We start from the raw sequence: 26,638 nt of genomic DNA, 5'->3' as shown, positions 1-26,638 counted from the left end.
TCTAAGGAGGAAAACACATGTTTGAAGCTGTAGATTTAGCCCGATTGCAATTCGCGCTAACATCTATCTATCACTGGTTATTTGTGCCGTTCACACTAGGTATGACAGTGATTGTTGCTGCTTTAGAGTGGACCTACGTGTCGACTGGTAAAGAAGTATACAAAAAAATGGCTAAGTTCTGGGGCAAATTGTTCCTAATTAACTTTGCTATGGGTGTGGTGACTGGTATTGTTCAGGAATTCCATTTCGGTATGAACTGGGCAGAATATTCTCGTTTTATGGGTGACATTTTCGGCGCTCCATTGGCTCTTGAAGCATTAATGGCATTTTTCTTGGAATCTACATTCATGGGCGTTTGGATTTTCGGTTGGGATCGCTTACATAAATGTGTTCACGCCCTTGTAGCTACATTTGTAGCATTAGGTACAAATCTATCTGCGTTCTGGATTCTTGTAGCAAACTCTTTTATGCAACATCCTGTAGGTTTTGTATTACGCAATGGCCGTGCAGAGATGGAAAATTTCCTGATCATCGTTCAAAATGGCTATGTACCTGGACAATTTTTCCATATTGTATTGAATGGTTTATTAACAGCTGGCGTAATTATTATGGCAGTCAGTGCATGGCACTTATTACGCAATAATGCGACAGAGTTCTACCGTCGCTCTGCTAAATGGGGCATGGTTATCGCTCTAGTATTCGGTACTTTAGGTGCATTAGCTGGTCATCACCAAGGTCAGTACATCACAAAAGTACAACCTATGAAAATGGCTGCTATGGAAGCGTTGTGGGAAACACAAGATCCAGCACCATTCTCTTTAGTAGCTAACATTGATACTAAGGCACAAAAGAATACAAATGCTCTTGAAATTCCTGGTGGTTTATCCTTCTTGACTCAAAACTCCTTTACGTCTGGTAAGGTAGAAGGTATCAAAGACCTTCAAGCAAAAGCGGAGGCTCAATATGGCCCTGGCAACTATATTCCAGATGTTCCAGCAATCTTCTGGACATTCCGTGTCATGGTAGCATCCGGTTCTCTTATGTTACTTGTTGCCTTTGTAGGTCTTATCCTAAATGCAAAAGATAAACTTGTTGAAAACCGCACATTCTTAAAAATTATGTTCTGGATGTTGCCATTGCCATTTATCGCTCACTCCACTGGTTGGTTTGTAGCGGAAGCAGGTCGTCAACCATGGCTTGTATATGGTTTGCAATTGACTGCAGATGGTGCGTCTAAATCCGTAACGGCTCCAGAAATTATGACTACAATCATCGGCTTTACACTTGTGTATATCGTGGCTGCTATCGCGGCTATCTATCTTGCTGTAGAACACATTAAAAAAGGTCCGGATGGCAACCCATCTCATGATGTAGTTGAAAAAGAGGAGGCGAGATTATGGAATTAATTTTTAATAACCTTGAAGTGGTATGGTTTATCTTAATTACTGTACTATTCGCTGGCTTCTTCTTATTAGAAGGTTTTGACTATGGTACTGGTATTTTATTACCATTCATTGGTAAAACTGACGTTGAACGTCGACAAATGATCAATGCCTTAGGTCCTGTGTGGGATGGTAATGAAGTTTGGATGATTACTGCCGGAGGGGCATTATTCGCCTCCTTCCCTCACGTGTATGCTACATTATTTAGTGGCTTCTACTTGGCTCTATTCTTGATGCTTGCAGCTCTTATTATTCGTGGCGTATCCTTTGAATTTCGTTCTAAGAGCCCTAATTTGTTATGGCGTAAAACATTCGACTACTGCATCTTCTTTGGCTCCTTGATTCCTGCACTATTATGGGGTGTTACAGTAGGTAACTTGATTCAAGGTACTCCAATTGATGCAAGTATGACATATGTTGGTACATTTTTTGATTTATTAAGTCCTTACACAGTACTTTGTGGTATTGCGTTCATTTTGGTATTTACATACCATGGTGGCTTATTTACTTCTATTAAAACAGCTGGCGCTATTTCTGAACGCGCTCGTGCTGCTTCTTTGGTAGTAGGTGTTCCTACAGCTATCGGTGCATTAGTATTGGTAGGTGCAACTTACGTATATACAGATTTGTTTAATTCTGTATTAGCTGTAGTTTGCTTTGCATTAACTATCGTGTTCTTCCTCATTTCTTGGGGCGCAGCACGCACTCGGAATACAAAATGGGGTTTCCTATTCAGCTGTTTATCTGTTATTTCTGTAACAGCTGCATACTTTGCAGGTTTGTTCCCTCGCATTATGGTTTCTTCTTTGAATCCTGAGTGGAGCTTGACTATTACTAATGCAGCTAACTCTACTTACACGTTGACTTTGATGACTTGTGTAGCATTCGTATTTGTGCCAATCATTTTGGTATATCAATCTTGGGTATATTGGACATTCCGTCATCGTGTAACAGAAAAAGATTTACACTATTAATAGAATAGCCTTATAACTCTTGTGAGTAAAAATTACATTTTAATGTGAGGCGTGCCGTAGCGGCACGCCTCTTTTTTGTGGTAAGATGATTATAATATTGATAAATTTAGATTCACTTGGACTCTTTTAGGCCTATTTAAAGGAATTTAAATTTGTTTGATTTTATATATTTAAGTTGATTTACCATAGAGGATAGTATGATACAGCGTACCGCATTTAAAGCGCTGCTAGAACATAAAGGACGGCTTGGATTACTCGGTTTAACCTGTTTAATAGAAAGTCTGTCAATTGTTGGGCAAGCTTGGTTCTTTGGGACCTTAATAAATAACCTTATATTTTTGGAACATACACTAGCTGATGAAATGAACACCATCATTTATTTGTTTATAGCTATTGTTATGAGATTGGTGGCACATTACGTTCAAGAGGCAGTGGCAAATCACTTGGGGAGTGCTGTAAAAGCATCCTTTAGAGAACGCTCTTTGGCTCATATGTTTAAGCTTGGTGTACAACATAAGGAACGTCATGGCGATGTCATCCATATGCTTACCGATGGTTTAGAGCAAGTTGATGCATATGTGGCTCGTTACATTCCGCAGATTTTATACGCTATTATGATTCCACTTATTATGGGAATCGCTATTATAGATACATTACCAATAATTGGCATTATTTTAATTGTTACGGTGCCTTTAATTCCATTTTTTATGATCTTGATTGGGAAGCAAGCTGATCGATTAAATAAGGAACAATGGGAGCGTATGAGCTTCCTATCGGGGCATTTTTTAGACGTATTGCAAGGGATTACTACGCTAAAACTCTTTGGTCGTGCAAAAGATCAAATTAAGGTTATTGGTCGATTATCTCAAGAGTTTAAAGATTCTACTTTACGAGTATTGCGCGTAGCCTTTTTATCTGCATTAGTACTTGAATTAGTGAGTACTATAAGTACTGCTCTGATTGCGGTATATTTAGGTCTAACCTTATTAGATGGTGAAATTACATTCTTTTCAGCCTTCTTTATTTTGTTGTTAGCGCCGGAGTTCTATACCCCATTTAGACAGTTGGGGGCTGCTTTCCATACGGGGATGGCAGGTAAAACATCTATTCTGAAATACGAAGAATTTATGAATCGTCCTCAGTCCTTACCAGTAGGTGGTGATTCTAAACTTGAGAAATCTATACAAGAGATTGCAATTAAAGATTTAACTTTTACCTATAAAAATAGTAAAAATGGGGTACATCATATCACACTAGAGGCTGAGCGTAATGTACCTATCATGTTAGTTGGTGAAAGCGGAGCTGGTAAATCTACTATTGCCCATATCGTTGGTGGATTTTTACAGGCTCCGAAAGGAACAGTTACTATCGATGGCATTGATATATGTGATTTAGATATCGACTGGTGGCGTCAGCAAATTACCTATGTGTCTCAACATCCACATATTATGAAAGGGACCTTACGAGAGGTCTTGTCCTTTGGGATGGATGTAAGTGATGCAGATATTCTCGATGCTTGCAAAGAGGTTCAATTATTAGATGTTATTAATCGACAACAAGATGGGCTTGATGCGGTTATTGGAGAAGGTGGTTTAGGTCTTAGTGGCGGTGAACGACAGCGTATTGCTTTAGCTCGTGCATTCCTCCGAAAGGGGCAGGTGTTGATTCTTGATGAAGTGACAGCACATCTAGATGTAAAAACAGAATCCATTATAAGTACAGCTATACAGCGTTTGATGGAAAATAATATTGTTATTATTATTGGTCATCGTTTACAAACTATGCACTGGGCATCTAAACTATATGTCTTGAAAAATGGATCAATTATTCAAGAAGGTTCTTATCATGACCTACTTCAAGAAGATGGTTATTTTAAAGAACTTGTTACATCTGGGTTAGGTCAATTTTCAGCAACTCTTGAAGAACCGTTGTATATTGGAAAACAATTTAGTTCAGAGAATACATTGGACATAGATACACCTATCAATAGCACAGAGCATTTTGATAAATCTGTTAAATATACTGAGAACCTTAAAGATAATGCAAAAGGTTTTAATATGGGCTTACAAGGTTGGAAGTTGTTGTTTTCTGTATTGAGTCCCGCTAAGTGGTCATTAGTATTGGCCTTGCTATTTACGTTCTTAACAGTGTTCATGAATGTGGGGCTTTTAACAGTATCCTCTTGGCTATTGGCATCTGCCGCATTGCAACCAGGGCTCACGTATTTGAGCCTTGCAATCGTAGGCGTTCGATTCTTCGGTGTTAGTCGCGCTGTATGTCGTTATTTTGAGCGCTATACATCTCATCGCATGGCCTTTCAAGGTCTTTATGGCCTGCGCTTGTGGTTTTATGCTCATTTGGAACCATTGGCACCTGCTATACTCAAAAGGTTTGGGGCGGGTGATATGTTGGGACGCATCATGGGGGATATAGAGGTATTACAATTCTTCTACTTGCGCACTTTGATTCCACCTGTAGCAGCTGTTGCCTTGACTGTATTGATTGCATATGGAGCCTCTACGATCGACAATAGCTTGATTACGCCAATTCTTTTGTCGGCCTTCATATTAGGTGTAATACTACCTTTGGTCGTTTATGCACATAATAAACAATCTTTACGTGCGATTGGGCCCCAACAAGGTGATTATAAAGCGCTTTTAAGTGATACTATGGATAGCCTGGAAGATGTGATTAGTTATGGCAATGAAGAAATGGTATATAAGCGTATTCAGCATATGATGCGTAATGTAGATGCTCGAAAAGGTACTATTGAGCGTGGCATGAATATGGGTAATACACTATTCATAGGCGGTGTTCAGTTAACTGTAGTTATTGTAGCTATTATGGCCTCTAATGCGTTAACAGGTGCTTGGGCCAGTGTTATGGTAGCGGTGGCTGCCATTGGTACGCAGGCTTGGTTTGAAGCGTTACAACCTATGATCGCGGCAGTTCATCATGGTGCAGAAAGTAAAGTTGCCATAAGTCGTCTCATGGCTCTCAGTAATGAACCTATATCTATTGTAGATCCTATATCACCAAAATCATTTAATCCTAATGATGATATTATTTTTACAGATGTATCCTTTGGTTATGGTGAATATCGCCATATTTATGAGAATCTCAGACTACATATTCAACAAGGACAATTTATTGCTATCGTTGGTGCTAGTGGATCTGGCAAGACGACATTGTTTAATATGCTTGAGCGACTATATGATTATGGTGGTTCCATTCGTATAGGTGCAGTGGAGTTGAAAGATATTTCAATTGATACTTGGCGTAATGCATTGGGAACTATAACTCAAGATACGTATATTTTTAATGCATCCTTTAAAGACAATATACGTCTTGCTAGACCTGAGGCGTCTAAAGAAGACTTAGAGCAAGCCATTAATCGCGCATCATTGCGTTCCGTAGTCGAAAAATTACCAGAGGGGATGAATACGATTGTAGGTAGTGGAGGACAAGGTTTGAGTGGTGGCGAGCGTCAAAGAATTGCATTAGCTAGATTGTTCTTACGCAATCCTAAAATTATTTTATTAGATGAACCTTTAGAGGGTTTAGATCAAGTAACACGAAAAGCCTTGCATCGTGATTTGATGCATTATGTGGATGGTAAGACTTGTCTATATATTACGCATCAATTGGAAGGTTTAGAACAAATGGATCGAATTATATTTATGGATAGAGGTCAAATTGTTGAAGATGGAACGTATGAAGAATTGATAGCTCTTCGAGGGCGTTTCTATGAATACTGTTATTTATCTATGGCAAGTATTCAATAAAACTAAATATCAATAAAAGTATCTATTATAAATGCTTGATTGTAGATTGGACAATATTTTAATTTCATGTTGCAATTTAAGACCTATTATGAATATTAAATTATAATAGTAACAATATTAAACTACAGTAATAAAGCCCCTTTTGCTATGTAAAAAGGGGCTTTAGTTATATTTATATTTAATAGTATATGTAGTATACTTTTATCGATAAATCATGCAACATATGGTATAATTTTTATATTAAAACCTATTTTTTCACCCTTGGAGGGGTTATGACTAAAATCTTCACCAAATTACGAGCTTTGGTGGATGAAGCATTATCTGATCGTGATGCGGTGGTGGATAAGGCGCCCGTACTAGAAAAAGCACCTTTAGAACAAGATTTATTTGACCATCGCTTACTATATATTGAAGAAGATATGGTTAATCGCATGTTGCGTGCCGCTCTTCGCAATCATTGGTTCTTTTATGCTATAACATTTGAATTTGAACCAAACAATCAAATATTCCTATCCATTATTACCAAATGGGGGAATGTGATTAATGTGGAATTCACCTTAGAGGATCTATGGTTTGATGATTATTCATCATCCTTTGCAATTCGTCTTGATACAAACAATATAGATACAGGTGGGTTTATTTTGAACTCCATTTTACACTTATTGGGGAACTGGTGTCTCAGTCTCTTTGGTATATTCTTTAACCCTATTGCATTGGGAGAAAAAGGATCTACCGTACGCTTTGAGAAGAAAGGGATTATCCAGTTTGACTTATTGCCTAATACACAAGTGAAGAAATTCATACCTATGCCTGAGCGTCATATTGGTAGCAATGGACCTGTTTTGTTGGGGAACCCGCGTACCAGTCAATCTGTGTTGCAGTTAGATTACTATGCGTTCCATGATCCTGTAGATACTTTTACGGTGCCTGATGTGCCGACTCGCACTAGCTGGCTTCGTTCTATTGATATTGCAGCAGTTCTTTTATTGCCAATTGGTGTATGGATTACATTTATTATCTTGCATCACTACTTACCGACGGAAACGTTGGAGTTCTCGTTTTCCACGTACTTTTTGATTTCATTGGGGATTTTCATCATTTCCTTCTTAGTTATGAATATTCCGCGGTATTTGTACATGTATTTTGATTCTCGCAAACAGTGGCAAAGTGCGTTTGTACATAACAATATCAAAATTCAAATGCGTAAACTACATCGTCGTATCTTCATGCAACAAGCTACATTGACATCTGATTGTGATGAGGATACAGCCAATGAAAGTCAAGAGCGAATCAAACACCTCTTGTTGCAAATTCGAGATAAGCGATTTCTTGCTAATCGTCTTAAAATTGCAGATGATGATAGAGCGCGTAAACAAAAGGTTAAGTTTATTATTGCTTATATCGGGTGTACATTGATTGAGTTGATGTTACTGATGAATTAATGTCATAAGAAATATAAAATATAAAAACGTATCTCCATGTGATATGTCCCCCTTTACTGGATATCCAATAAAAGGGGTACATATCAATGAGAGATACGTTTTTTGATTACAAGTTATTAATTTTGGTTATCGTTTTTTACGACGTTTTCGAGCTGGTTTGCGGTTTTCTTGTTTTTTGCTTGATACAGGAGTTTGTACGGATTCATATGTTGGCTGATTTACAGGCATAAATGGAGGATTACCGTATTGGTTAGGCTCAGGTTGTCCTGGCAATACCCAGAATAGGAAGCCGATGAGCCATATAAAAAGCTCTAGCATGTAATTGAATGGAGATACGGCAGAGTAGGTATTGATGAAAATCATGATTACCGACCAGAGGATTCCTGCCCATGCATTGAAGCCGATATCGTGAATACGACGGCCAAATAAGACACAAGATAAAGGAAAGAGGGTTGCCAATAAGAGCCAAATAATGACCCTAGTCAACCAATATGCTGGTAGTGATACAACAAAATCTAAGAATATGTTATCGATGTAGTGGACAATATGAAATAAAATCATTAAAGCGATGAAGCATATGATAAATTGTAGTCGATTTAACCGTCCCGTTAAGTTAAAAATCGATAAACCCATGCGACGTCCTTGGAATGCAATGAGCAAACCGATGGTACATATGAGCAGTGTTCGTAATACAACATAAAGTAAATCCATAAGTTCCCCTTTATTTATAGCTTATAGTTGAGTTAATTCTGGCAAAACTAACTCAAATGCGACTCCATGTTTTAGCGATTGTACTGTATCTAATGTTGCTTGAATCGCGTTGGTAGTAAAATTCATTGCCAGTTCTGCCGCATCATAAGGAGAATATCCCCTCATTACAGCACCAGATAATACAGCAGTAAAAATATCTCCTGTCCCTGTAGCTTTTACAGGAACCAGAGGTATAGAGTATGTTTTTAAAAAGTCTGTAGGTCCATCATAGACCGCAATAACAGCATGTGTTTTCGATGGGACGCTGGTCATGATAACCATTTCAGGGCCCATGTGATGTAATTGTTTACATCGCTCACGTAATTCATCTTCGCTAATAGGATTTGTTGAGAATGGAATATCTAATAAGAAGCATGCCTCAGTATAGTTTGGCTTTACGATGTGGGCCTTAGATACAAGTTGGCGCATAGCTACAACCATATCAGGAGTATAAATGGAATAGAGGCGACCATCATCGGCCATTGCGGGATCGACGATAACCATCTGACCATTAGAGGCAAATCGATCGATTGCTTCTTCAACGAGGTGAATTTGTTCTGGTGATGCCAAGAATCCACTTACGATAGCGTGAAAGTCAATTTCGTTTTTATCCCAGCAGTCCATAAAATCTCTCATATGAGCAGATAAATCAACGAATTCATAGTGTGGATACTCTAAGTGATTGCTTAGTACCGCTGTCGCCAAAGGAACCGCCTGACAGCGCATGGCACTGATGATAGGAATCATAACAGTAAGGGCACAGCGTCCGATAGAGCTCATGTCTTGAATTGTTAAAACTCTAGGTACTGCTACCATAGACACCTCCAAATAATCATATATTTTATTGTACGTTATGTGAGCCTTTCTGTAAATGTAATGATGTTAATCATGAAATTAACTTCATAATGTAGTATAATAAAACGAATAAACTTTTTATGGAGGAAAGTGACAATGACGAGGTATGTATTTCGACGCCTAGGTGGCGCAATCATAATCTTATGGGTCATCATTACCGTAACATTTGCATTAATGCATGCGATACCTGGTGGGCCTTTTACAACAGAAAAGAAATTACCGCCTCAGGTGAAAGCAAGTATCGAGGCTAAATATCATCTCGATGATCCTGTATGGAAACAGTATGGAGATTATTTAGGTGGCGTCATTACAGGTGACTTGGGCCCATCATTTAAATATGAAGGCCGTAGTGTAAACGATATAATTGGTGATGCATTCCCAATTTCCGCACAGCTTGGCTTATTATCTTTAATGGTAGCTATAGTTGGTGGTATTACAGCTGGTGCGATTAGTGCCATGAGACCTAATAGCATTGTAGATTATGCGGTAACTGTATTATCTACAATAGGGATTTCGGTACCAACATTTATTATCGGTGCTGTTCTTGTGTACATAGTAGGCTTTGAATTGGGATGGTTCCCGGTAGCCTTATGGCGTGGCCCCTCTTACATGGTGTTACCTGTGTTGACATTAGCAGCGCAACCGATGGCATTTATTGCTCGCTTAACGCGCAGTGGTTTACTTGACGTTTATCAACAAGAATACATTCGTACAGCTCGCGCAAAAGGTCTAGGTTCTTGGACCATTTTGACACGTCATGCCCTTGGCAATGCAATTTTGCCAGTTATTACGTACTTAGGTCCATTGGCAGCTAGTTTGTTAACAGGCAGCTTTATCGTAGAAACAATTTTTGCGATTCCTGGTCTAGGTCAGTATTTTGTAACATCTATTTATAACCGAGACTATACGGTTATTCTTGGTATTACGATTTTCTATAGTGCACTTGTAGTATTTCTTAATATTTTGGTGGACATGATTTATCCATTAATCGATCCACGAGTTACAACGGAGGAGGGGACAGATGAATAAGGAAGACTTTTTACCTATTGAACGAGCCCCTCAAGAAGAGATTACTAGCTTTATAAAACGTCCTAGTAAATGGGAACGATTTAAGGTAAATCGTTTAGCTGTAGTTGGTGCAACCATCATTATTGTGATGATGGTACTTGCTATTCTAGGTCCACTTATTTCACCTTATACCTATGCGGACCAATCCTTAATTGATGCGAACCAAAGTCCAAGCTTTAGCCATTGGTTTGGTACGGATACATTGGGCCGTGATATCTATACGCGTGTTATGTACGGCGCTCGTATTTCCTTAACCATTGGTTTTGTAGCAGCTTTTATTAATCTTGTGATTGGCGTTGCTTATGGCGGTATTGCGGGTTATATAGGTGGCAAGGTAGACCGTATCATGATGGGGATCGTAGATGTTTTGTACGGTATTCCACTTTTACTATACGTAATCTTATTGATGGTTGTACTTGGGCCTGGGCTAACCTCTATTTTTGTAGCGTTGGGGATTGCGTATTGGCTTAATATGGCCCGTATCGTACGCAGCCAAATTTTGAAAGTTAAAAACGAAGAATACATTATTGCAGCAGAAGCTATGGGTATTCCTAAGCATCGAATTTTATTGCGTCATATTTTACCAAACTGTGTAGGGCCGATCATTATTACTTTAACATTGGCCATTCCTGAGGCTATTTTTACAGAAGCATTTCTTAGTTTTATCGGTTTAGGTGTAAATGCACCTATGGCGAGCTGGGGCGTACTAGCTTCTGAAGGTATTAGTAGCATGCGCTCTTATCCGTTCCAATTGATTTTCCCAGCTGTTGCTATTAGTATTACCATGCTTGGTTTCGCATTTTTTGGCGACGGTTTACGCAATGTATTAGACCCTAAGGAAGGAGATAGATAATGAATAATGCTATTGTTGATGTACGTAATGTATCTATTACCATCAATACCTTCCAAGGTCCGTTGCGAGTTATTCGCAATCAAGATATTTCTTTATACCCTGGTGAGATTTTAGGTATAGTCGGGGAATCTGGGTGTGGTAAATCCGTTTTAGTTAACTCTTTAATGGGCTTATTGCCATATGGTAAAACTAAAATTAAAGCGGATACATTCATGATTGATGGTCATGATTGTTTAGGATTTACTGAAGATGATTGGAATGAACTTCGTGGTACGACGGTTGCCATGGTGTTCCAAGATCCTATGACCTCCTTGAATCCTATCATGACCATTGGAGAGCAAATGTATGAGGTTATTCATCGTACAAATGCGTATGGTGAAGATTACGATGAAAGGGCCATTGCCATCGATTTATTGAAGAAGATGGGCCTATCTACACCGGAACGCCGGTTATCTCAATATCCTCATGAGTTGAGTGGCGGTATGCGTCAACGCGTATGTATTGCCATGGCAGTGGCCGGTCGTCCTAAGATTTTGATTTGTGATGAGCCCACAACAGCTCTTGATATTACTACAGAGGCACAAATTTTGCGCCTTATGCAAACATTAGCCGTAGAGGCTGGCATAGGGATTATCTTTATCTCTCATAACCTACGTGTTATTGCTCAAATTTGTGATCGGGTTATGGTTATGTACGCAGGTAAATGTGTTGAGTCTGCTACAGTAGATGGTATTTTTAGCGAGCCTCGTCATCCATATACTTTGGGGCTGTTGCTTGCATTGCCTCAAGGTAAATGGCACGGCGAATTGAAGGCTGTTGAAGGTCAACCACCTGATCTATTTGATTTACCTCGTGGATGCGCATTTAATCCTCGTTGTAAATGGGCTATGCGAATCTGTGGTAGTCGGGTTCCGATGGTTACAAATGTTGGTGAAAGTCACCAGTTTACATGTTGGTTAGCTAAGTTGGAGGGACTTTAATGAGTTACGTATGGGAGACTGACAATCTCGTTAAAGAGTTCACCCTGTCAGGCGGCTTATTTAAGCCAAAACAAACGGTACATGCCGTACAAGGCGTGAGTCTATATCAATCACTAGGGGAAACCCTAGGTATCGTAGGTGAATCTGGATGTGGTAAATCTACATTTGGTTACACTTTGATGGGTTTATATCAAGCTACATCTGGTTCTATTTATATGAATGGTCGACATATCAACCCTTATGTGGATAGAGAGTCTGTTCACCCGGTGATGCAAATGGTATTTCAAAATCCTTATGCATCCCTTAATCCGCGGCTTACGGTTAATGCGATTTTAGAGGAGCCTTTAGAACTGGATCCAAAGTATACACCTCGAGATCGCGTGATTCGTGTAAAAGAGGTGCTTGACCAAGTTGGCTTAAATATGTCATTTGGTGAGCGTTATGCTCATGAACTATCTGGTGGGCAACGTCAACGTATCGGCATTGCACGGGCTCTTATTATGGAGCCTCAATGTATCATCTGTGATGAGCCGATTTCTGCGTTAGATGTATCTATCCAAGTGCAAATTATGACATTACTAGAACGGTTACAAGAACAACATGGTATTTCGTACCTCTTTATTTCTCATGATTTAAATATGGTGCGCTACATTAGTCATCGCATGGTTGTTATGTATTTAGGTGCCGTCATGGAAGAAGGTCCTGCATTGGACTTATATGAATTCCCTCAGCATCCGTATACCCGTGCATTGACGGCCTTAAATGGTCCAGTTATGCCACATGCACCAATTGGGGCACCGCTTAAAGGGGATCCACCAAATCCATTAGACCCACCAAAAGGGTGTCTGTTTAGTGGTCGATGTCCAGAAGCGGAAGGTCGTTGTTTTACAGAACGTCCGCCACTTCGAGATTGGGCAGATCGCCGCATCGCATGCTGGCACATATAATGGGAGAATAGTATGGAAAAACTAATTGTTGGCAAGTCCTTGGAACATCAACTAGATACAGTCATTAAAGAATTGGCACCAGCAGGGAATATATCTTATGCGGTGCTACAATTCGATGATGAAGAGGAACCAACACTCATCGCAGCTAGAGGTGAAAATACTGTACATTCTAGTGCGAGTTTAATTAAGGTACTTATCATGGAATATGTCTTTCATTTAGCTCGTACGGAGCAATTGGACATTAATGATACAGTTCCTTTATCTAGAACTCCACGCGTTGAAGGTGGCGGCGCACTACAAGAGTTAGTTGGTAAACATAGTTTTACATATCTTGAGTTATGCCGTCTCATGATGGTTCTTAGTGATAATATCGCAACAAATCTACTCATCACAGTGCTCGGCATGGAAAATATCAATGCTCGTGCAGAAAAGCTTGGTATGGATGAGATGGAGCTTAATCGCATGATGATGGACTTTAACGCCCTAGCTGAAGGTCGTGATAATCACATTACAGCTATGTCGTTAGCTCGTTTGTATAAACACATTTTTGAATGTCGTGATAGAGATGCTTATGGCCGAGAAATGTGGAATATCTTAGGTCGCCAACAATTCCGTGATATCTTACCATTTTACTGGGGAGAAGGCATACGCTTTCACCATAAAACAGGATCCCTTGATCGTGTAGAACATGATGGGGGTGTAATAGAAACATTTAGGGGTCATTTTTGTTTTATCCTTTTAATGAGCGATATCGATAATGACCGAGGTAAAGAGTTAGGCGCTCAAGTTGGGCGCATCATGAAAGAATTTGTAGAGGAAGCATTGCCATGATGGATAAACGAAACTTGTTAAAACTCATGGTCCTCGCTCTAGGGGTGAGCGTACTCTTATTCGTATTTGGGTACCCTCGTGGTGTTCAACCAATCGATGAACACACAATCCGCTATGTTATTGAGCAGGAACCATCCACATTGGATCCCGCAAAGTCTACTACCTCTCCGGAGGCTACGGTTCAACTTCAATTATTTGATGGTCTAGTTCGTTTGAATGATGAAAGTGAACCTGAAGCAGCACTTGCTAAAAATTGGGACATCTCCGATGATGGTCGTGAGTATACCTTCCATTTACGACCTAATTTAAAATGGTCCAATGGAGAGCCTTTGACGGCTTATGACTTTGAATACGCTTGGAAGCGCGTATTAGACCCTGAAGTCCATGCGGATAATGCATATATGTTATATGTATTGGAAAATGGTGAAGCTTTTAATACGGGTAAAGCTGCAGCTGAAGATGTTGGGGTTAAAGCTATTGATGAGGATACATTGGTAGTTACCTTAGAAAATCCAACGGCTTATTTCTTGAAATTATTAGCGTCTCATAGCTATTACCCAGTGAGTAAAAAAGCAGTAGAAGCTCACGAAAACTGGGCGGCTAATGCGGAAACAATAGTATCTAATGGTCCATATCGTTTACTTTCTTGGAAGCATAATGGGGAAATGGATTTCATCAAGAACCCTAATTATTGGGACGCAGAATCTGTGAAAACAGAGAAAATGAATTGGCCTATTAGTGAGTCTCAAAGTACGCGTCTCACCTTAGTTGAAGGTGGCGAAGCTGATATGATGGTTGAGCCTCCTGTAGCGGATCAAAAACGTTTAGAAGAAGCAGGCTTATTACATATTGGGCCTATGCTTGGTAACTATTATTACGTATTCAATGTGAAAGCAGAGCCTTTTACAGACCCCGATGTGCGTAAAGCCTTTTCTATGGTTATCAATCGTGCTAACATTGTTAATAATATTGTTAGAGGCGGTAAAGAGGCGGCTTATGCGTTCGTACCATATGGCATGCTTGAAAGCAATGGCCGTGAAGACTTCCGTGAAGCTGGTAGTTATCTTGTATACGAAGATGTAGAGCAAGCTAAGGAAATCTTGAAAAAGGCTGGCTATGGTAAAAATCGTCCATTGCCTCAAATTACGATTTTGTACAATACAAGCGAATTACATAAATCCATTGCGGAAGCGATTCAAGATGCTTGGATAAATGCATTTGGTGCAGATGTACGCTTACAAAATCAAGAGACAAAGGTATTCTTAGCAGACCGTGAGGCTGGTAAGTACCAAGTTGCGCGTGCTTCTTGGGTTGCTGATTATAGCGATCCACAAAACTTCTTAGAGGTATTCTCTGCTGAAGATAATGATGGACAGTACCATAGTGATGCGTATAATGAGTTGATTGCTCGCATTCGTACAACTCCAAATGGGGCGGCTCGTGATGCGTTGATGCATGAAGCAGAAAAAATGATCTTTGATGAATCGCTTGTTATGCCGTTGTACTTTACAACACAACCATATGTAACAAACGGAACAATTCAAAATTATTTCTGGACCACATTGGGACTTGTTGACTTTAAAAAAGCATACAAATAAGATACACTTAAGACGTACACCTTGTGTACGTCTTTTGTTGTATGGGAATATTAATATATTATAAGTTAACAGGTATTTTCTGAGGATATATGGACTGGATTGAACCAAAACGTTTGGCACCGGGGATGACCATAGGTATTATGGCACCTGCTAGTGCTAGCGATGAAGATTTACATAGAATAGAAGAAATTTGTAAGGCTAAAGGCTATAAGGTGCTTGTAGGTGAAAGTGCAAGGAGAAAGGGGCTATATGGAGGCACACCTGAGGAGCAAGCCGTAGAATTTCAATACATGATGACTGTGGCTCCTTGTGATACGGTTCTTGCCTTGCGCGGTGGTTATGGCACGATGCGCTATTTAGATTTATTAGATTATAAAGCGATTCGTAAGTATCGGAAGGCTTTTGTTGGATATAGTGATTGTACAGCACTTCATATGGCTATTAATCGATATAGCCGCCTCATTACTTATCATGGACCTATGGGGGTAGATTTTAAATTAGACCGTAAGTCAGATATTGATACGCTATTTAATGCTTTAGAAGGCAAATTAAAAGTTATAGAACCCTTGCCAGAGCCTCCCCGAGGTGCGATTGGCACAGAACTCGGTGAGGGTATTTTACGAGGTGGTAATATGACGATGGTATCCATGTTATCGGGAACGCCTTATTTTTTAGAGAATGAATCATGGGAAGATACCTTACTATTTATTGAAGATGTAGGGGAGGCTCCTTATAAGCTGGATCGCATGTTACAACAATTTCGACTCAGCGGTTTGTTGAGCCGTATTAAAGGCTTAGTCATTGGTATCTTTACAGATTGTGAAGGAGATGAAGATGAGCGTGATTACGATTTAGGTTATGAAGCATTGCGCTATATGGAGGAAAATAGAAATCCAAAATTACCAGATCCTTTTGTATGCTATGTGCCAACGGGACATGGGGCGCCACATCAAACATTACCGCTAGGAGCGACGATTAGCTTTAGATATATTTCTAATACCATCATCGTTCATCCTTATACGAAATAGTTAAGAGCTTTTGGATGAACGATTTTACTTAATAGGCAAATAGATATTAGATAAAAATAGTAGTTACCGTGATATTAGGTAATAAAATAATAGGTAATAAGATATTAGATAATAACAAGGGGAGTTATGACACTACAAGAACGAGAGGCTCGCGCCTGTGCCATCATAGATAGTATGGCACGGGAATTGCGTGCAGTTTCCATATATTTACACGATAATCCTGAATTGGGCTTGAATGAGCATAAAGCAGTAAAGGTAATTCACCAATTCTTAGAAACACATAATTTTATATCTCATGTAAGTCTAACTAATCGGACAGAGTTACAAACAGCGTTACGGGGCGACTATAACGGTACTGCACGGCATAAAATAGCCTTCTTAGGTGAATATGATGCGTTACCGGAACTAGGCCACGGCTGTGGTCATAACCTTATTGCTATGATGAGCTTAGGTGCTGCTGTTGCTTTTAGTCAAAGTGCACCACAGGATTGGGGTACAACATTCTTTGGGTGCCCTGCAGAGGAAACTATCGGTGGTAAGGTATATATGGCAGAAGCCGGTCTTTTTAAAGGCTATGAGGCAGCACTTATCATTCATCCAGGTGGAGAAAATGAGGTGGGAGGTACATCATTGGCGACACATCCTCTAGAGGTTACGTTCCATGGACGTTCTTGTCATATTGCATCCTTAACAGATTCAGGAATCAATGCCTTAGATTGTGCGGTAGACTTATATCAAAGGGTAAAAGATTTAAAAAAGACCTTTCCTAAAGGTGCTATTGTAGGTGCCATCTTTACAGAGGCAGGTACGGCACCAAATGTGGTTACACCAAAGGCTACGATTCGTATGACTGTTCGTGGTAGTACAGTGGATGATTTAGAAGGTATTATTTTGCCGGCTATTAAAGAGGCAGCCCAAGAAATCGGTTCATCCTATGGAGCTCAAGTTGAGATGCATCACTATGAGCCACTCTTTAAGGATATGCGTCAAGATAAACAGTTATTAAATCTCTTTAAAGATGTGATGACTGAATTTGGTGAAAGCCCACGTATATTGCCTGATGATGAGGCGGATGGTAGCACTGATGTAGGTAATGTGTCTTACGAAGTACCAACAGCACAGCCTACCTTGCAGATTGGATTAGGTTTAGAAGCGCATACGCCAGAATTTACTTGTGCTGCTGGATCTGACTATGGGTTAGACCAAGCGATTAAGGGTGCTAAGATTATGGCTGTTGTAGCCTTGCGTTATGCGATGTGTAAGTAAGTTCAATTTTTGACATATAGAGGTCAAAAAGGTACAATAGATATAATATTTAAGTAAGTATGAAATAAGCCGTCTTCAACAAGACGGCTTTTATTCCGGTGGAGATAGATATGAGTGTTTTAACCGTTTCAAATGTAACTCATGGTTTTGGAGCGCGACAAATTTTAGATGATGCATCATTCCGTTTGCTAAAAGGTGAACATGTAGGCCTCATTGGTGCAAATGGTGAAGGTAAATCTACGTTTCTTAATATCATTACAGGTAAATTGCCACCTGATGAGGGGAAAATTGAATGGTCCAATCAGGTAACTGTTGGGTATTTGGATCAACATGCTGTTCTTGAAAAAGGTATGACCATCCGTGATGTATTACAACGTGCTTTTGATGATTTATTCGTCATGGAGCAAAACATTAACGATGCGTATAATCGCATGGGTGATGTGTCCGAAGATGAAATGAATAAGCTACTTGAACAGGTAGGGGAATGGCAAGAAATTCTTGAGCAACGTGGGTTCTATGAAATTGATGCGGTTATTGAGCGTACCGCTGCCGGATTGGGACTTATGGATATCGGCTTAGATCGAGATGTAACAGAGCTCAGCGGTGGTCAACGTACCAAGGTTTTGCTCACAAAACTATTACTAGAGAAACCGACTATTTTGCTCTTAGACGAACCGACAAACTATCTTGATGTGGAGCATATTCAGTGGTTGCAAAACTATTTGCAAAATTATGAAAATGCCTTTATCTTGATTTCTCATGATATGGAGTTTTTAAACTCCGTAGTCAATGTTATTTACCATATCGAACAAGCGGTGCTTACGCGTTATACTGGTGATTATCATCAGTTCCAAGCTGCTTACGAGGTGAAAAAAGCGCAAGCAGCTAAGGCGTATGAACGTCAACAGCAAGAGATTGAGCGTATGGAAGACTTTATTCAGCGCAATAAAGCGCGCGTTGCAACACGTGGTATGGCAAATTCTCGAGCAAAGCGCTTAGAAAAGATGGAAATTCTAGAAAAGCCAAAAGAGTATATCAAGCCCACTTTTGGCTTTAAAGAAGGCCGTACGCCAAGTCGCTTTATCGTAGAGGCTTTTGGATTGCAATTAGGTTATGATGAACCATTAACAAGACCAGTAGACTTTCAAATTGAAAGAAACAAAAAAATTGCTATTCGCGGTGTCAATGGTTTAGGTAAAACAACGTTGTTGAAGACTATTTTAGGTCTATTAAAGCCTGTTAGTGGTGAGTTGGTAAAAGGTGAATTCTTACAAGTTGGCTATTTTGCCCAAGAGGATACGCCATCTAATTCTGAAACAGCATTAGATTATATTTGGAATGAATATCCGGCGATGACGAATGCAGAAGTGCGTGCAGCATTAGCTCGTTGTGGCCTTACAAATGAACATATTACGTCTCAAATGCGCGTACTTTCAGGTGGTGAGAATGCAAAGGTTCGTCTATGCAAGCTCATGCAGAATAAGTACAATGTGTTGGTCCTAGACGAACCGACTAACCATTTAGACATATATGCAAAAGAAGAGCTGAGCCGTGCACTACGTGATTTTAAAGGTACAGTTATATTGGTAAGTCATGAGCCTGAATTCTATCAAGATTGGGTTACGGATATTTGGAATATTGAAGATTGGACAACAAAGATTGTTTAGGAGGACCGATGAATCAACGTGCAAAGGACGGGATAAAGCAATTCTTAGAGGCTTTATCTGTTGATACAGAGGCACCAGAATTAGAGAAAACACCAAGTCGTGTAACAGAATTATATAGTGAATTATTCAGCGGTGTAGGATTAGACACGAAAGCTGCATGGGGAGAGACTTTTAGTACAGACTATAAAGGTCTCGTAGCAGTTACAGGGATTCCGTTTTACTCCATGTGTGAGCATCATTTATTGCCTTTTTTTGGTACCGTAGATATCGTGTACCAACCTAAGGATGGATGTGTGGCAGGACTTAGTAAGTTTCAAGATGTTGTTAATATACTCAGTCGCAGACCGCAATTACAAGAGCGGTTAGCATCTGAATTAGCAGATGCGATTATGAATGATTTATTTGCTCATGGCGTATTTGTACGCATTACATCGACTCAGTTGTGTATGCTCATCAAAGGTACCATGCAGCAAGATTCAAAGGTTATTACATTAGAAAGCCGAGGCGTATTAGCCGAAAAGGGCACATTAAGAGATGAAGCGTTGGCAATGTTAGGCGGAGGACAGGTAAATGTTTAAACGTAGAAATTATACATGGAATGATGGCAAAAGTTTATCTTTGTGCGATCGAACCCTTATTATGGGGATACTGAATGGTACACCTGACTCCTTCTCTGATGGAGGTCAATTCAACACACCAGAAACAGCAGCAGCGCATGTAAAGCAAATGATTGAAGATGGTGCAGATATTATCGATTTAGGCGTTGAATCTACACGCCCTGGTTCTACACCTTTGACCGCAGACGAGGAAATAGAACGCTTATCTCTATTAATAGAGCCTGTCTTACAGGCCTCTACAGTGCCTGTATCTATTGACACATATCATGCTAAAACTGCAGAATATGCTTTCTCTAAAGGGGCACATATTTTAAATGATGTATGGGGATTACATTATGATCCTGACATGGCCGCGGTGGTGGCTAAATATAAGGTACCTGTTATCATCATGCATAATAGTAATGATACAAATTATGGTGATATCATTGAAGATATGAAAGCGTTCTTCTTCTGTGCTATCGATAAAGCGTTGAAAGAGGGGGTAACGCCACAACAAATCTGGCTTGACCCAGGTATTGGCTTTGGTAAAACTGAAGAACAAAATATTGAAGTTATGCAACGCTTGGGTGAGTTAACCGCTTATGAATATCCTGTTTTACTTGCGCCGAGCCGCAAGCGTTTCATCGGATCTATGTTAGGCGGATTGCCTCCAGAAGATCGCGATGAAGGTACGGTAGCAGCTTGTATTACAGGTGTATTTCAAGGTGTTGATATGGTGCGTGTTCACAATGTGAAAATGCACAAACGCGCCTTAGCAGTAGCAGACGGTTTGTTACGAGGTGAATAATGGATAGAATCGTTTTAAAAAATATGGCATTCTACGGATACCACGGAAATTTGGCATCTGAGCAAGAACAAGGGCAACGATTTTTTGTAGATGTAGAAATAATAACTGATCTTACAAAGGCCGGTCAAAGTGATCAATTAGAGGACTCAACCAATTATGTAGAGGTATATGAAATTGTAGAATCAATTATGACTGGTGAAAAGCATAATCTGTTAGAACGATTAGGGGCTCTTATCGCCGATTCCTTGTACCAACATTATCAAGGTATCGTAGGTCTCTCAGTAACGGTGCGTAAACCATCTGTACCGATTTCAGGTATTTTGGATTATGTTGAGGTTATCACCACAAGAGGACAAATTTGATGTATACCTATTACATCAGTGTAGGCTCGAATATAGGGGACAAGAGAGACCACATTAATTCTGCTTTTCAATCCTTACAACAACATGGGGAAATTTCTAAGCTAGTCACTTCTTCTCTTATTGAAACTGAGCCGTGGGGATATACGGAACAAGATACCTTTGTTAATGGCGTATGGTCTTGTGAAAGCACTCTAGAACCACATCAAATGCTCAGCCTTATTCAGCAATTAGAGCAGGCGGCTGGACGAAAACGATTGATTCATTGGGGCCCTCGCACATTAGATTTGGATATTATTTTAGTGTACGATACAGAGGGGAAAATGATTTCTCTGTATGATGAAAGTCTTGTGATACCGCATCCTCATTTTTGGAATCGTAATTTTGTACTAGAACCGCTATCTCAGCTGTTACCAACTTTCACATATAAAGGGGTTAAGGTTGCCGACCGATTATCTCAATTGGAGGTATAAGCTAGAATCGTATATAAGCTAATGTTAGATACATTGTAAACATGATACATATTGTACGCATGCTTTTACGTTTTATGATTGGGGAGTCATGGAGAGCGTAGATGAATATAAAACGTATTGGATTATTTGTACTGGCACTTATTATAATGGGCATATCTTACTGGCTTGCTGTAGGGGCAAATTATGATAGCAAAACAGTACGTATTGATCCAGAAGCGCATACACTGGTTAATTCTAGTGATGCCATTATTTCAAAACGAATATTAGCTATGAAGACCAGTGGATCACAAGTGTATTTCTTAGGTTATGAAGGACTAGGGATTTATAATTTATCTGATAATGCACTTCGTTTAATGCCAATAACCTTTAGGGGGCAACATATAGAGCCAACTAAATCGGATGATTACCAACGAGGTTTACGGAATATAACAAAGCTAAAATCTTTATCCGATTTCAGTGCTGAAGAGCAAAAAGAATTTAAAGGCTTGTTGGAGTCTACTGATGGAGGGGCCCATTATTATGGTGACTTTTACCATTCTGGTTATGAGTCGTCCCTCATTGATTTGAAGGACCAGTATTTTATTACGAATACAGTACGTGCATTAAAACGTGTTAATCATACATTATATGTGTATGATGGATCAGGTTTTATTATTATAGATTTAGGTAATCGTCGTATCCAAGGGTTCTTTAATAACCGCATTAGTGGTGAAGGCTCTAAGGGTGTACCTGATAGCTTACGTGGGCACTATGGTTCTGACTTTACTATGATATATGCATTATCAAAATTGGATCCTACAGATTTGGATATTTTATGGTCCATGCGTAAACAATATTTAGAAAAATCTCCTCAAGCGATGGAAGAAAAAGATTTGTTCCCACTCAATTTGGATGAGATGAATTTAAATGAGTTATGATTCTATTAAGGTAAATCATATACGGATATACGTGATTTAAATGATTGGCATTTGAGGATATGTTATCGTTTTATGCTAAGGTATGGAGGCTCTTATGAAGTTACGCAAGGTAGGTATTATTGGTACTGGACATGTAGGCTCTCATGTGGCATTTTCTTTGGCCTTACAAGGTGAGGTTGATGAATTATATATGATGGATATTGACGAGAAAAAAGCTCAAGCGCAAGCTATGGATATTAATGATGCCGTTAGCTATATTCCACACCAAGTAACTGCTACATCAGGTCCTATTGAAGAATGTGGAGATTGTGATATCCTCGTTTTTAGTGCGGGGCCTTTGCCGAATTTGTATCAGGATCGCCTTGAGAGCCTTGGTGAAACCGTGGCTGTACTAAAAGACGTTATTCCACGTATTAAGCAGTCTTCTTTTCAAGGTTTCATCATTTCCATTTCTAATCCTGCTGATGTGGTAGCTACCTATTTATGTAAACATCTTGAGTGGAATCCTAAGCGTATTATTTCAACGGGAACCGCTCTAGATTCAGCTAGATTGCAAAAAGAATTAGCTCATATCTTTACTATTAGTAATCGCTCTATTACGGCCTACTGTTTAGGTGAACATGGAGGTAGTGCCATGGTGCCGTGGTCCCATGTCTGTGTACAAGGTAAACCACTTTTAGAATTATATCGAGAGCTACCCCATAGATTTCCTGAACTTGACCATGTAAAAACACTAGATGATGTTAAAATTGGTGGCTATCATGTACTAGCAGGTAAGGGGTCTACGGAATTTGGGATTGCTAGTGCTACCACAGAATTAATCCGCGTTGTATTTCATGACGAAAAGAAGGTATTGCCTTGCTCCTGTTATTTAGATGGACAATATGGAGAAGAAGGAATATTTGCATCTACTCCTGCTGTTATTGGTAAAGATGGTATCGAAAATGTTTTTGAACTGCAACTAACCAATGAAGAGCTAGCCTTATTTAAAACTTCTTGTGCTGTCATTCGTGAACATGTTGTAAAGGCTGAGTCTATGTAAGTGGATGTTTACTTTTGTATATAGAAAGTTTACATTGCATATGGAGTTTTAAATTTATACGGATTTATGTTACCGTTCTTAATGAGAAATATCTGTAATTTTCTTTAGTCCCAAGCTCTGTTATGTGGTATAATCTAAAAATGACAGTATACAGATGATGAATATTTGGGGGACATTATGACTCAGGACATTATGGATGTACAACGCCCAAAAAGGCCGCGCAAACGCGTTCGTCCTAATCGCAAAGCGCAGGATCAGCGTATTATCCTCATGTGGATCAAGCGAATTGGCATAGGGATTATGGTGCTGTTACTGTTAGGGCAGGCTTATCGCTTGGTGGCTGTATATCAAGAAAAACAACATATAGAGCAACAATTGCAAGAGTTACAGCAGCGAAATGAAGAGTTAGAACAGGAAAAGGCTAGGTTACAAGATCCAAAGACCATAGAAGGGGTTGCTCGTGAGGAGTTAGGATTGGTAAAGCCTGGTGAAGTACCATATGTAAAATAGAGTGTATTCTATTATTTTTCTTTGCATCAGTTTGTAGTTTAAGGTTTCTGCATTAATTAGGAGGTTGCATGGCAATCGAAGTTGGTAACATTATTGATGGTACCGTATCAGGTATTACAAAATTCGGCGTATTTGTTGATTTAGGAGAAAAGCAAACAGGGTTAGTTCATATTTCTGAAGTAGCTCATGGATATATCGAAGATATTAATACCCTTTTAAAGGTTGAGGATCCAGTAAAGGTTAAGGTTTTATCTATTGATGGGAATAAAATAGGACTTTCCATTCGTCAAACACAACCTAAAGAGGGGATGGACGAAGAAAAACGTCCTCATCGTGTTCAATCGAAACAAAGCATAGAGTCTTTCGAAGCGAAGATGAAATCATTTTTGCGCGATAGCAATGAACGATTACACGATTTAAAACGTAATACCGAAGGAAAACGCGGAGGCCGAGGTGGTCGTCGAGATTAATAGTGAGAGATGGCATCTAGCCATCTCTTTACTTATGTATAGAGTATTAACGCTATAATAGTATTAGGGAAAATCATTTATATGTAAGGAGCAATTATGAAGTTAGCAATTATCGATATTGGCTCTAATTCGGTGCGTTTATTATTGGCTACCTATGAGAATAATGAGTGGCGTTATGAGCCTAAGCAGTTGTGGACTACCCGTTTAGGTCAACGAAATACAGATGGTACCTTGCGAGCTGAATCCATGGAAGCATCTTATCAAGCTTTTACAGATATACAAAAAATAGCAAACCAATATGGTGCTGAATATTGCTTTGGTTTTGCGACGAGCGCTGTTCGTGAAGCGTCTAATGGACTTGCATTTATGGAACGTATTAATACATACTGTCCTATGGAGTGGCGAATTTTATCTGGTGCTGAAGAGGCCATGTATGGCTTTTATGGCGCTTTAGGAAATCAATTAGAGGATGGACGTCATTATACGACCATTGATATTGGTGGAGGTAGTACAGAACTTGCATTAGGTAACAAGGATAGAGTGTACTGGAGCCGTTCTTATCCTGTGGGAGCGGTACGCCTTCAATCTATATCTGACGAAGGGCCTCAACGAGTGTGGGAGGAAACTCGTTTTCTTTGGGATCCGATGATGATTGAAGGTGAATTTGGTGAATTTATCGGTATTGGAGGAACCCTAACAACCTTGGCTGCTATTGATTTAGGTTTAGACCATTATGATGGCACAAAGGTACAAGGTCATAAATTGAGCCGTGAAACGGTGGAAGGCATTATTATGAAATTGCGGTATATGAGTCGTGATGAGAGACTACAAGTAAAAGGTTTACCCGCTGGGCGTGCCGACATTATTGTTGCTGGGGCAGAGATTTTAACGTCCTTTATGGATTCCTATGAGGTCCCTCATATATTTGTGAGCGACCAAGATGGTATGGAGGCGATGGCCCGTGAATGTGAAAGCACTCATTCGAACCGTTAATCACACTTTAAAATTACATGATATATTTCCTGAGAATTGTCGTATCTTGGTAGCTTGTTCTGGTGGTCCTGATTCGATGGCTTTATTGCATTTATTGCAAGATATTGCTACACATCGCCATACAGTATATGAGCTTGGAGTTGCTATCGTAGATCATTGTATTCGTCCTGAAAGTAAGGATGAGGTCCTATGGTTACGAAATCAAGCGGACGTACTAGGACTGCCATTTTATACGGCTGTCTTTGACGTGCCTAAATTGAGTCAAGCTCAAAAGCTATCAGAGGAAACTATAGGCCGCCAAGTTCGGTATCAATGGCTAACCGGTATAGCACAGTCTGAGGGGTATGACTATATTGCAGTAGCTCATCATAAAGATGACCAAGCAGAATCAATTTTAGCACATCTTATTAGAGGGACTGGACTTAATGGTTTGACAGGCATGGCCGTTGTTAGTAATGATTATACTGTTCCAGTAGTAAGACCTCTGTTAGATGTCACAAAAGAAGAATTACTTCTATATTTAAAAGAGAAAGATATTTCTTACTGTATAGATAGTACAAATGAGGATGTACGATATCAAAGAAATAGAATTCGTCATCGCATTATACCTGAGTTAAAAGCCATTAATCCTATCGTTAGCGATGCCATAGTAAGGCTAGGGGCTTCTGTACGCGAAGACATTTCTTTTATTTCTAATTTAACGGATATGGCGTTTGATGAGTTAGTAACTATCTCTGATGAGGGCGCGTTTATATCTCGTAGGGGGTTACGTAAGAAGCCGTTGGCTATCCAACGTCGATTGTGGCAAAGACTGGTGAGCATCTTTGATCCTGAAATCAAGCTTACCACTGCTCATCAAGAGCAATTACTCGACATTGTTAACACTGGGGAAAAGAAAACTTTCAATATAAAAAGTATAAAAGTAAGTGCTCAATGTGATACAATAAAAGTATATTGCAAACATTAATATGAATTGCGGAGGTC

The 26,638-nt window shown here is 39.6% G+C and carries 25 protein-coding genes; 23 read left to right on the top strand and 2 right to left on the bottom strand.

Translation table 11 applies throughout. The features are described 5' to 3' along the window. The first annotated feature begins 17 nt into the window (after positions 1-17). The 4 genes from FNLLGLLA_RS07295 to FNLLGLLA_RS07280 all read left to right on the top strand — a co-directional run bounded on the left by FNLLGLLA_RS07295 (position 18) and on the right by FNLLGLLA_RS07280 (position 7,643). Positions 18-1,406: a cytochrome ubiquinol oxidase subunit I gene (locus FNLLGLLA_RS07295; protein WP_004698499.1), complete on the top strand. Its 1,389-nt coding sequence runs from the start codon at positions 18-20 to the stop codon at positions 1,404-1,406. After that, positions 1,397-2,416 (top strand): cytochrome d ubiquinol oxidase subunit II, encoded by a 1,020-nt coding sequence (gene cydB / locus FNLLGLLA_RS07290; RefSeq protein WP_174892354.1) that lies wholly within the window; start codon positions 1,397-1,399, stop codon positions 2,414-2,416. The genes FNLLGLLA_RS07295 and cydB overlap by 10 nt, the downstream gene beginning before the upstream one ends. Positions 2,417-2,613: 197 nt before the next feature. After that, positions 2,614-6,201, top strand: coding sequence for a thiol reductant ABC exporter subunit CydD (gene cydD / locus FNLLGLLA_RS07285; RefSeq protein ID WP_174892353.1), 3,588 nt, complete (start codon positions 2,614-2,616; stop codon positions 6,199-6,201). A gap of 272 nt (positions 6,202-6,473) precedes the next feature. Then, entirely contained in the window at positions 6,474-7,643 is a 1,170-nt protein-coding gene (locus FNLLGLLA_RS07280; protein ID WP_156696945.1) for a hypothetical protein, read from the top strand. 126 nt (positions 7,644-7,769) lie between these two features. Here the strand turns inward: FNLLGLLA_RS07280 and FNLLGLLA_RS07275 are convergent, their stop codons facing one another. Further along, on the bottom strand, positions 7,770-8,354 hold the full coding sequence (locus FNLLGLLA_RS07275; RefSeq protein ID WP_156696946.1) for a DUF805 domain-containing protein: 585 nt from the start codon (positions 8,352-8,354) through the stop codon (positions 7,770-7,772). Positions 8,355-8,375: 21 nt separating this feature from the next. Then, entirely contained in the window at positions 8,376-9,209 is an 834-nt protein-coding gene (locus tag FNLLGLLA_RS07270) for a pyridoxamine kinase (protein WP_156696947.1), read from the bottom strand. 135 nt (positions 9,210-9,344) lie between these two features. Here FNLLGLLA_RS07270 and FNLLGLLA_RS07265 point away from each other — a divergent pair, with 135 nt between their 5' ends. The 19 genes from FNLLGLLA_RS07265 to tilS all read left to right on the top strand — a co-directional run bounded on the left by FNLLGLLA_RS07265 (position 9,345) and on the right by tilS (position 26,621). Continuing rightward, on the top strand, positions 9,345-10,277 hold the full coding sequence (locus FNLLGLLA_RS07265; protein WP_004695374.1) for an ABC transporter permease: 933 nt from the start codon (positions 9,345-9,347) through the stop codon (positions 10,275-10,277). Next, on the top strand, positions 10,270-11,169 hold the full coding sequence (locus FNLLGLLA_RS07260) for an ABC transporter permease (RefSeq protein WP_060919840.1): 900 nt from the start codon (positions 10,270-10,272) through the stop codon (positions 11,167-11,169). Before FNLLGLLA_RS07265 ends, FNLLGLLA_RS07260 begins: the two co-directional genes overlap by 8 nt. Further along, complete coding sequence (locus tag FNLLGLLA_RS07255) at positions 11,169-12,149, top strand: ABC transporter ATP-binding protein (protein WP_058948494.1); 981 nt, start codon at positions 11,169-11,171, stop codon at positions 12,147-12,149. The genes FNLLGLLA_RS07260 and FNLLGLLA_RS07255 overlap by 1 nt, the downstream gene beginning before the upstream one ends. Beyond that, positions 12,149-13,096, top strand: coding sequence for an ABC transporter ATP-binding protein (locus tag FNLLGLLA_RS07250; RefSeq protein WP_156696948.1), 948 nt, complete (start codon positions 12,149-12,151; stop codon positions 13,094-13,096). The genes FNLLGLLA_RS07255 and FNLLGLLA_RS07250 overlap by 1 nt, the downstream gene beginning before the upstream one ends. A 12-nt stretch (positions 13,097-13,108) precedes the next feature. Beyond that, complete coding sequence (locus FNLLGLLA_RS07245) at positions 13,109-13,927, top strand: serine hydrolase (RefSeq protein ID WP_008603492.1); 819 nt, start codon at positions 13,109-13,111, stop codon at positions 13,925-13,927. Next, a complete protein-coding gene (locus tag FNLLGLLA_RS07240) occupies positions 13,924-15,525 on the top strand; it encodes a peptide ABC transporter substrate-binding protein (protein WP_156696949.1) in 1,602 nt (533 codons plus the stop codon). The genes FNLLGLLA_RS07245 and FNLLGLLA_RS07240 overlap by 4 nt, the downstream gene beginning before the upstream one ends. Positions 15,526-15,614: 89 nt before the next feature. Further along, entirely contained in the window at positions 15,615-16,553 is a 939-nt protein-coding gene (locus FNLLGLLA_RS07235) for a S66 peptidase family protein (protein WP_004695389.1), read from the top strand. Between the two features lie 126 nt (positions 16,554-16,679). Then, positions 16,680-17,819: an amidohydrolase gene (locus tag FNLLGLLA_RS07230; protein WP_156696950.1), complete on the top strand. Its 1,140-nt coding sequence runs from the start codon at positions 16,680-16,682 to the stop codon at positions 17,817-17,819. 110 nt (positions 17,820-17,929) lie between these two features. Further along, positions 17,930-19,486: an ABC-F family ATP-binding cassette domain-containing protein gene (locus tag FNLLGLLA_RS07225; RefSeq protein WP_174892352.1), complete on the top strand. Its 1,557-nt coding sequence runs from the start codon at positions 17,930-17,932 to the stop codon at positions 19,484-19,486. An 8-nt stretch (positions 19,487-19,494) separates the two neighbouring features. Continuing rightward, entirely contained in the window at positions 19,495-20,064 is a 570-nt protein-coding gene (gene folE, locus FNLLGLLA_RS07220; RefSeq protein WP_156696951.1) for a GTP cyclohydrolase I, read from the top strand. Continuing rightward, positions 20,057-20,890: a dihydropteroate synthase gene (folP, locus tag FNLLGLLA_RS07215; RefSeq protein ID WP_156696952.1), complete on the top strand. Its 834-nt coding sequence runs from the start codon at positions 20,057-20,059 to the stop codon at positions 20,888-20,890. Before folE ends, folP begins: the two co-directional genes overlap by 8 nt. Next, positions 20,890-21,252 (top strand): dihydroneopterin aldolase, encoded by a 363-nt coding sequence (gene folB, locus FNLLGLLA_RS07210; RefSeq protein WP_156696953.1) that lies wholly within the window; start codon positions 20,890-20,892, stop codon positions 21,250-21,252. Before folP ends, folB begins: the two co-directional genes overlap by 1 nt. Next, positions 21,252-21,722, top strand: coding sequence for a 2-amino-4-hydroxy-6-hydroxymethyldihydropteridine diphosphokinase (gene folK, locus FNLLGLLA_RS07205; protein WP_156696954.1), 471 nt, complete (start codon positions 21,252-21,254; stop codon positions 21,720-21,722). Before folB ends, folK begins: the two co-directional genes overlap by 1 nt. A gap of 101 nt (positions 21,723-21,823) precedes the next feature. After that, the gene (locus FNLLGLLA_RS07200; RefSeq protein ID WP_156696955.1) at positions 21,824-22,639 is read left to right on the top strand and encodes a hypothetical protein; all 816 of its coding nucleotides are present in this window, start codon (positions 21,824-21,826) and stop codon (positions 22,637-22,639) included. Positions 22,640-22,733: 94 nt separating this feature from the next. Continuing rightward, positions 22,734-23,681 carry an L-lactate dehydrogenase gene (locus FNLLGLLA_RS07195; RefSeq protein WP_156696956.1) on the top strand — a complete coding sequence of 316 codons (948 nt, stop codon included), beginning with the start codon at positions 22,734-22,736 and terminating at the stop codon, positions 23,679-23,681. A gap of 177 nt (positions 23,682-23,858) precedes the next feature. After that, positions 23,859-24,191, top strand: a complete 333-nt coding sequence (locus tag FNLLGLLA_RS07190; protein ID WP_156696957.1) for an FtsB family cell division protein — start codon at positions 23,859-23,861, stop codon at positions 24,189-24,191. A gap of 68 nt (positions 24,192-24,259) precedes the next feature. Beyond that, positions 24,260-24,661 carry a S1 RNA-binding domain-containing protein gene (locus FNLLGLLA_RS07185; RefSeq protein WP_004695410.1) on the top strand — a complete coding sequence of 134 codons (402 nt, stop codon included), beginning with the start codon at positions 24,260-24,262 and terminating at the stop codon, positions 24,659-24,661. A gap of 96 nt (positions 24,662-24,757) precedes the next feature. Beyond that, positions 24,758-25,654, top strand: coding sequence for a Ppx/GppA phosphatase family protein (locus FNLLGLLA_RS07180; RefSeq protein ID WP_118091602.1), 897 nt, complete (start codon positions 24,758-24,760; stop codon positions 25,652-25,654). Further along, on the top strand, positions 25,623-26,621 hold the full coding sequence (tilS, locus tag FNLLGLLA_RS07175; RefSeq protein WP_118091603.1) for a tRNA lysidine(34) synthetase TilS: 999 nt from the start codon (positions 25,623-25,625) through the stop codon (positions 26,619-26,621). The genes FNLLGLLA_RS07180 and tilS overlap by 32 nt, the downstream gene beginning before the upstream one ends. The last annotated feature ends 17 nt before the right edge of the window (positions 26,622-26,638 follow it).

Source organism: Veillonella parvula (assembly GCF_902810435.1).
Taxonomy (GTDB): domain Bacteria; phylum Bacillota; class Negativicutes; order Veillonellales; family Veillonellaceae; genus Veillonella.
Note: the sequence above shows the minus strand (reverse complement) of the source record. Positions and strands in the feature narration are given on the sequence as shown.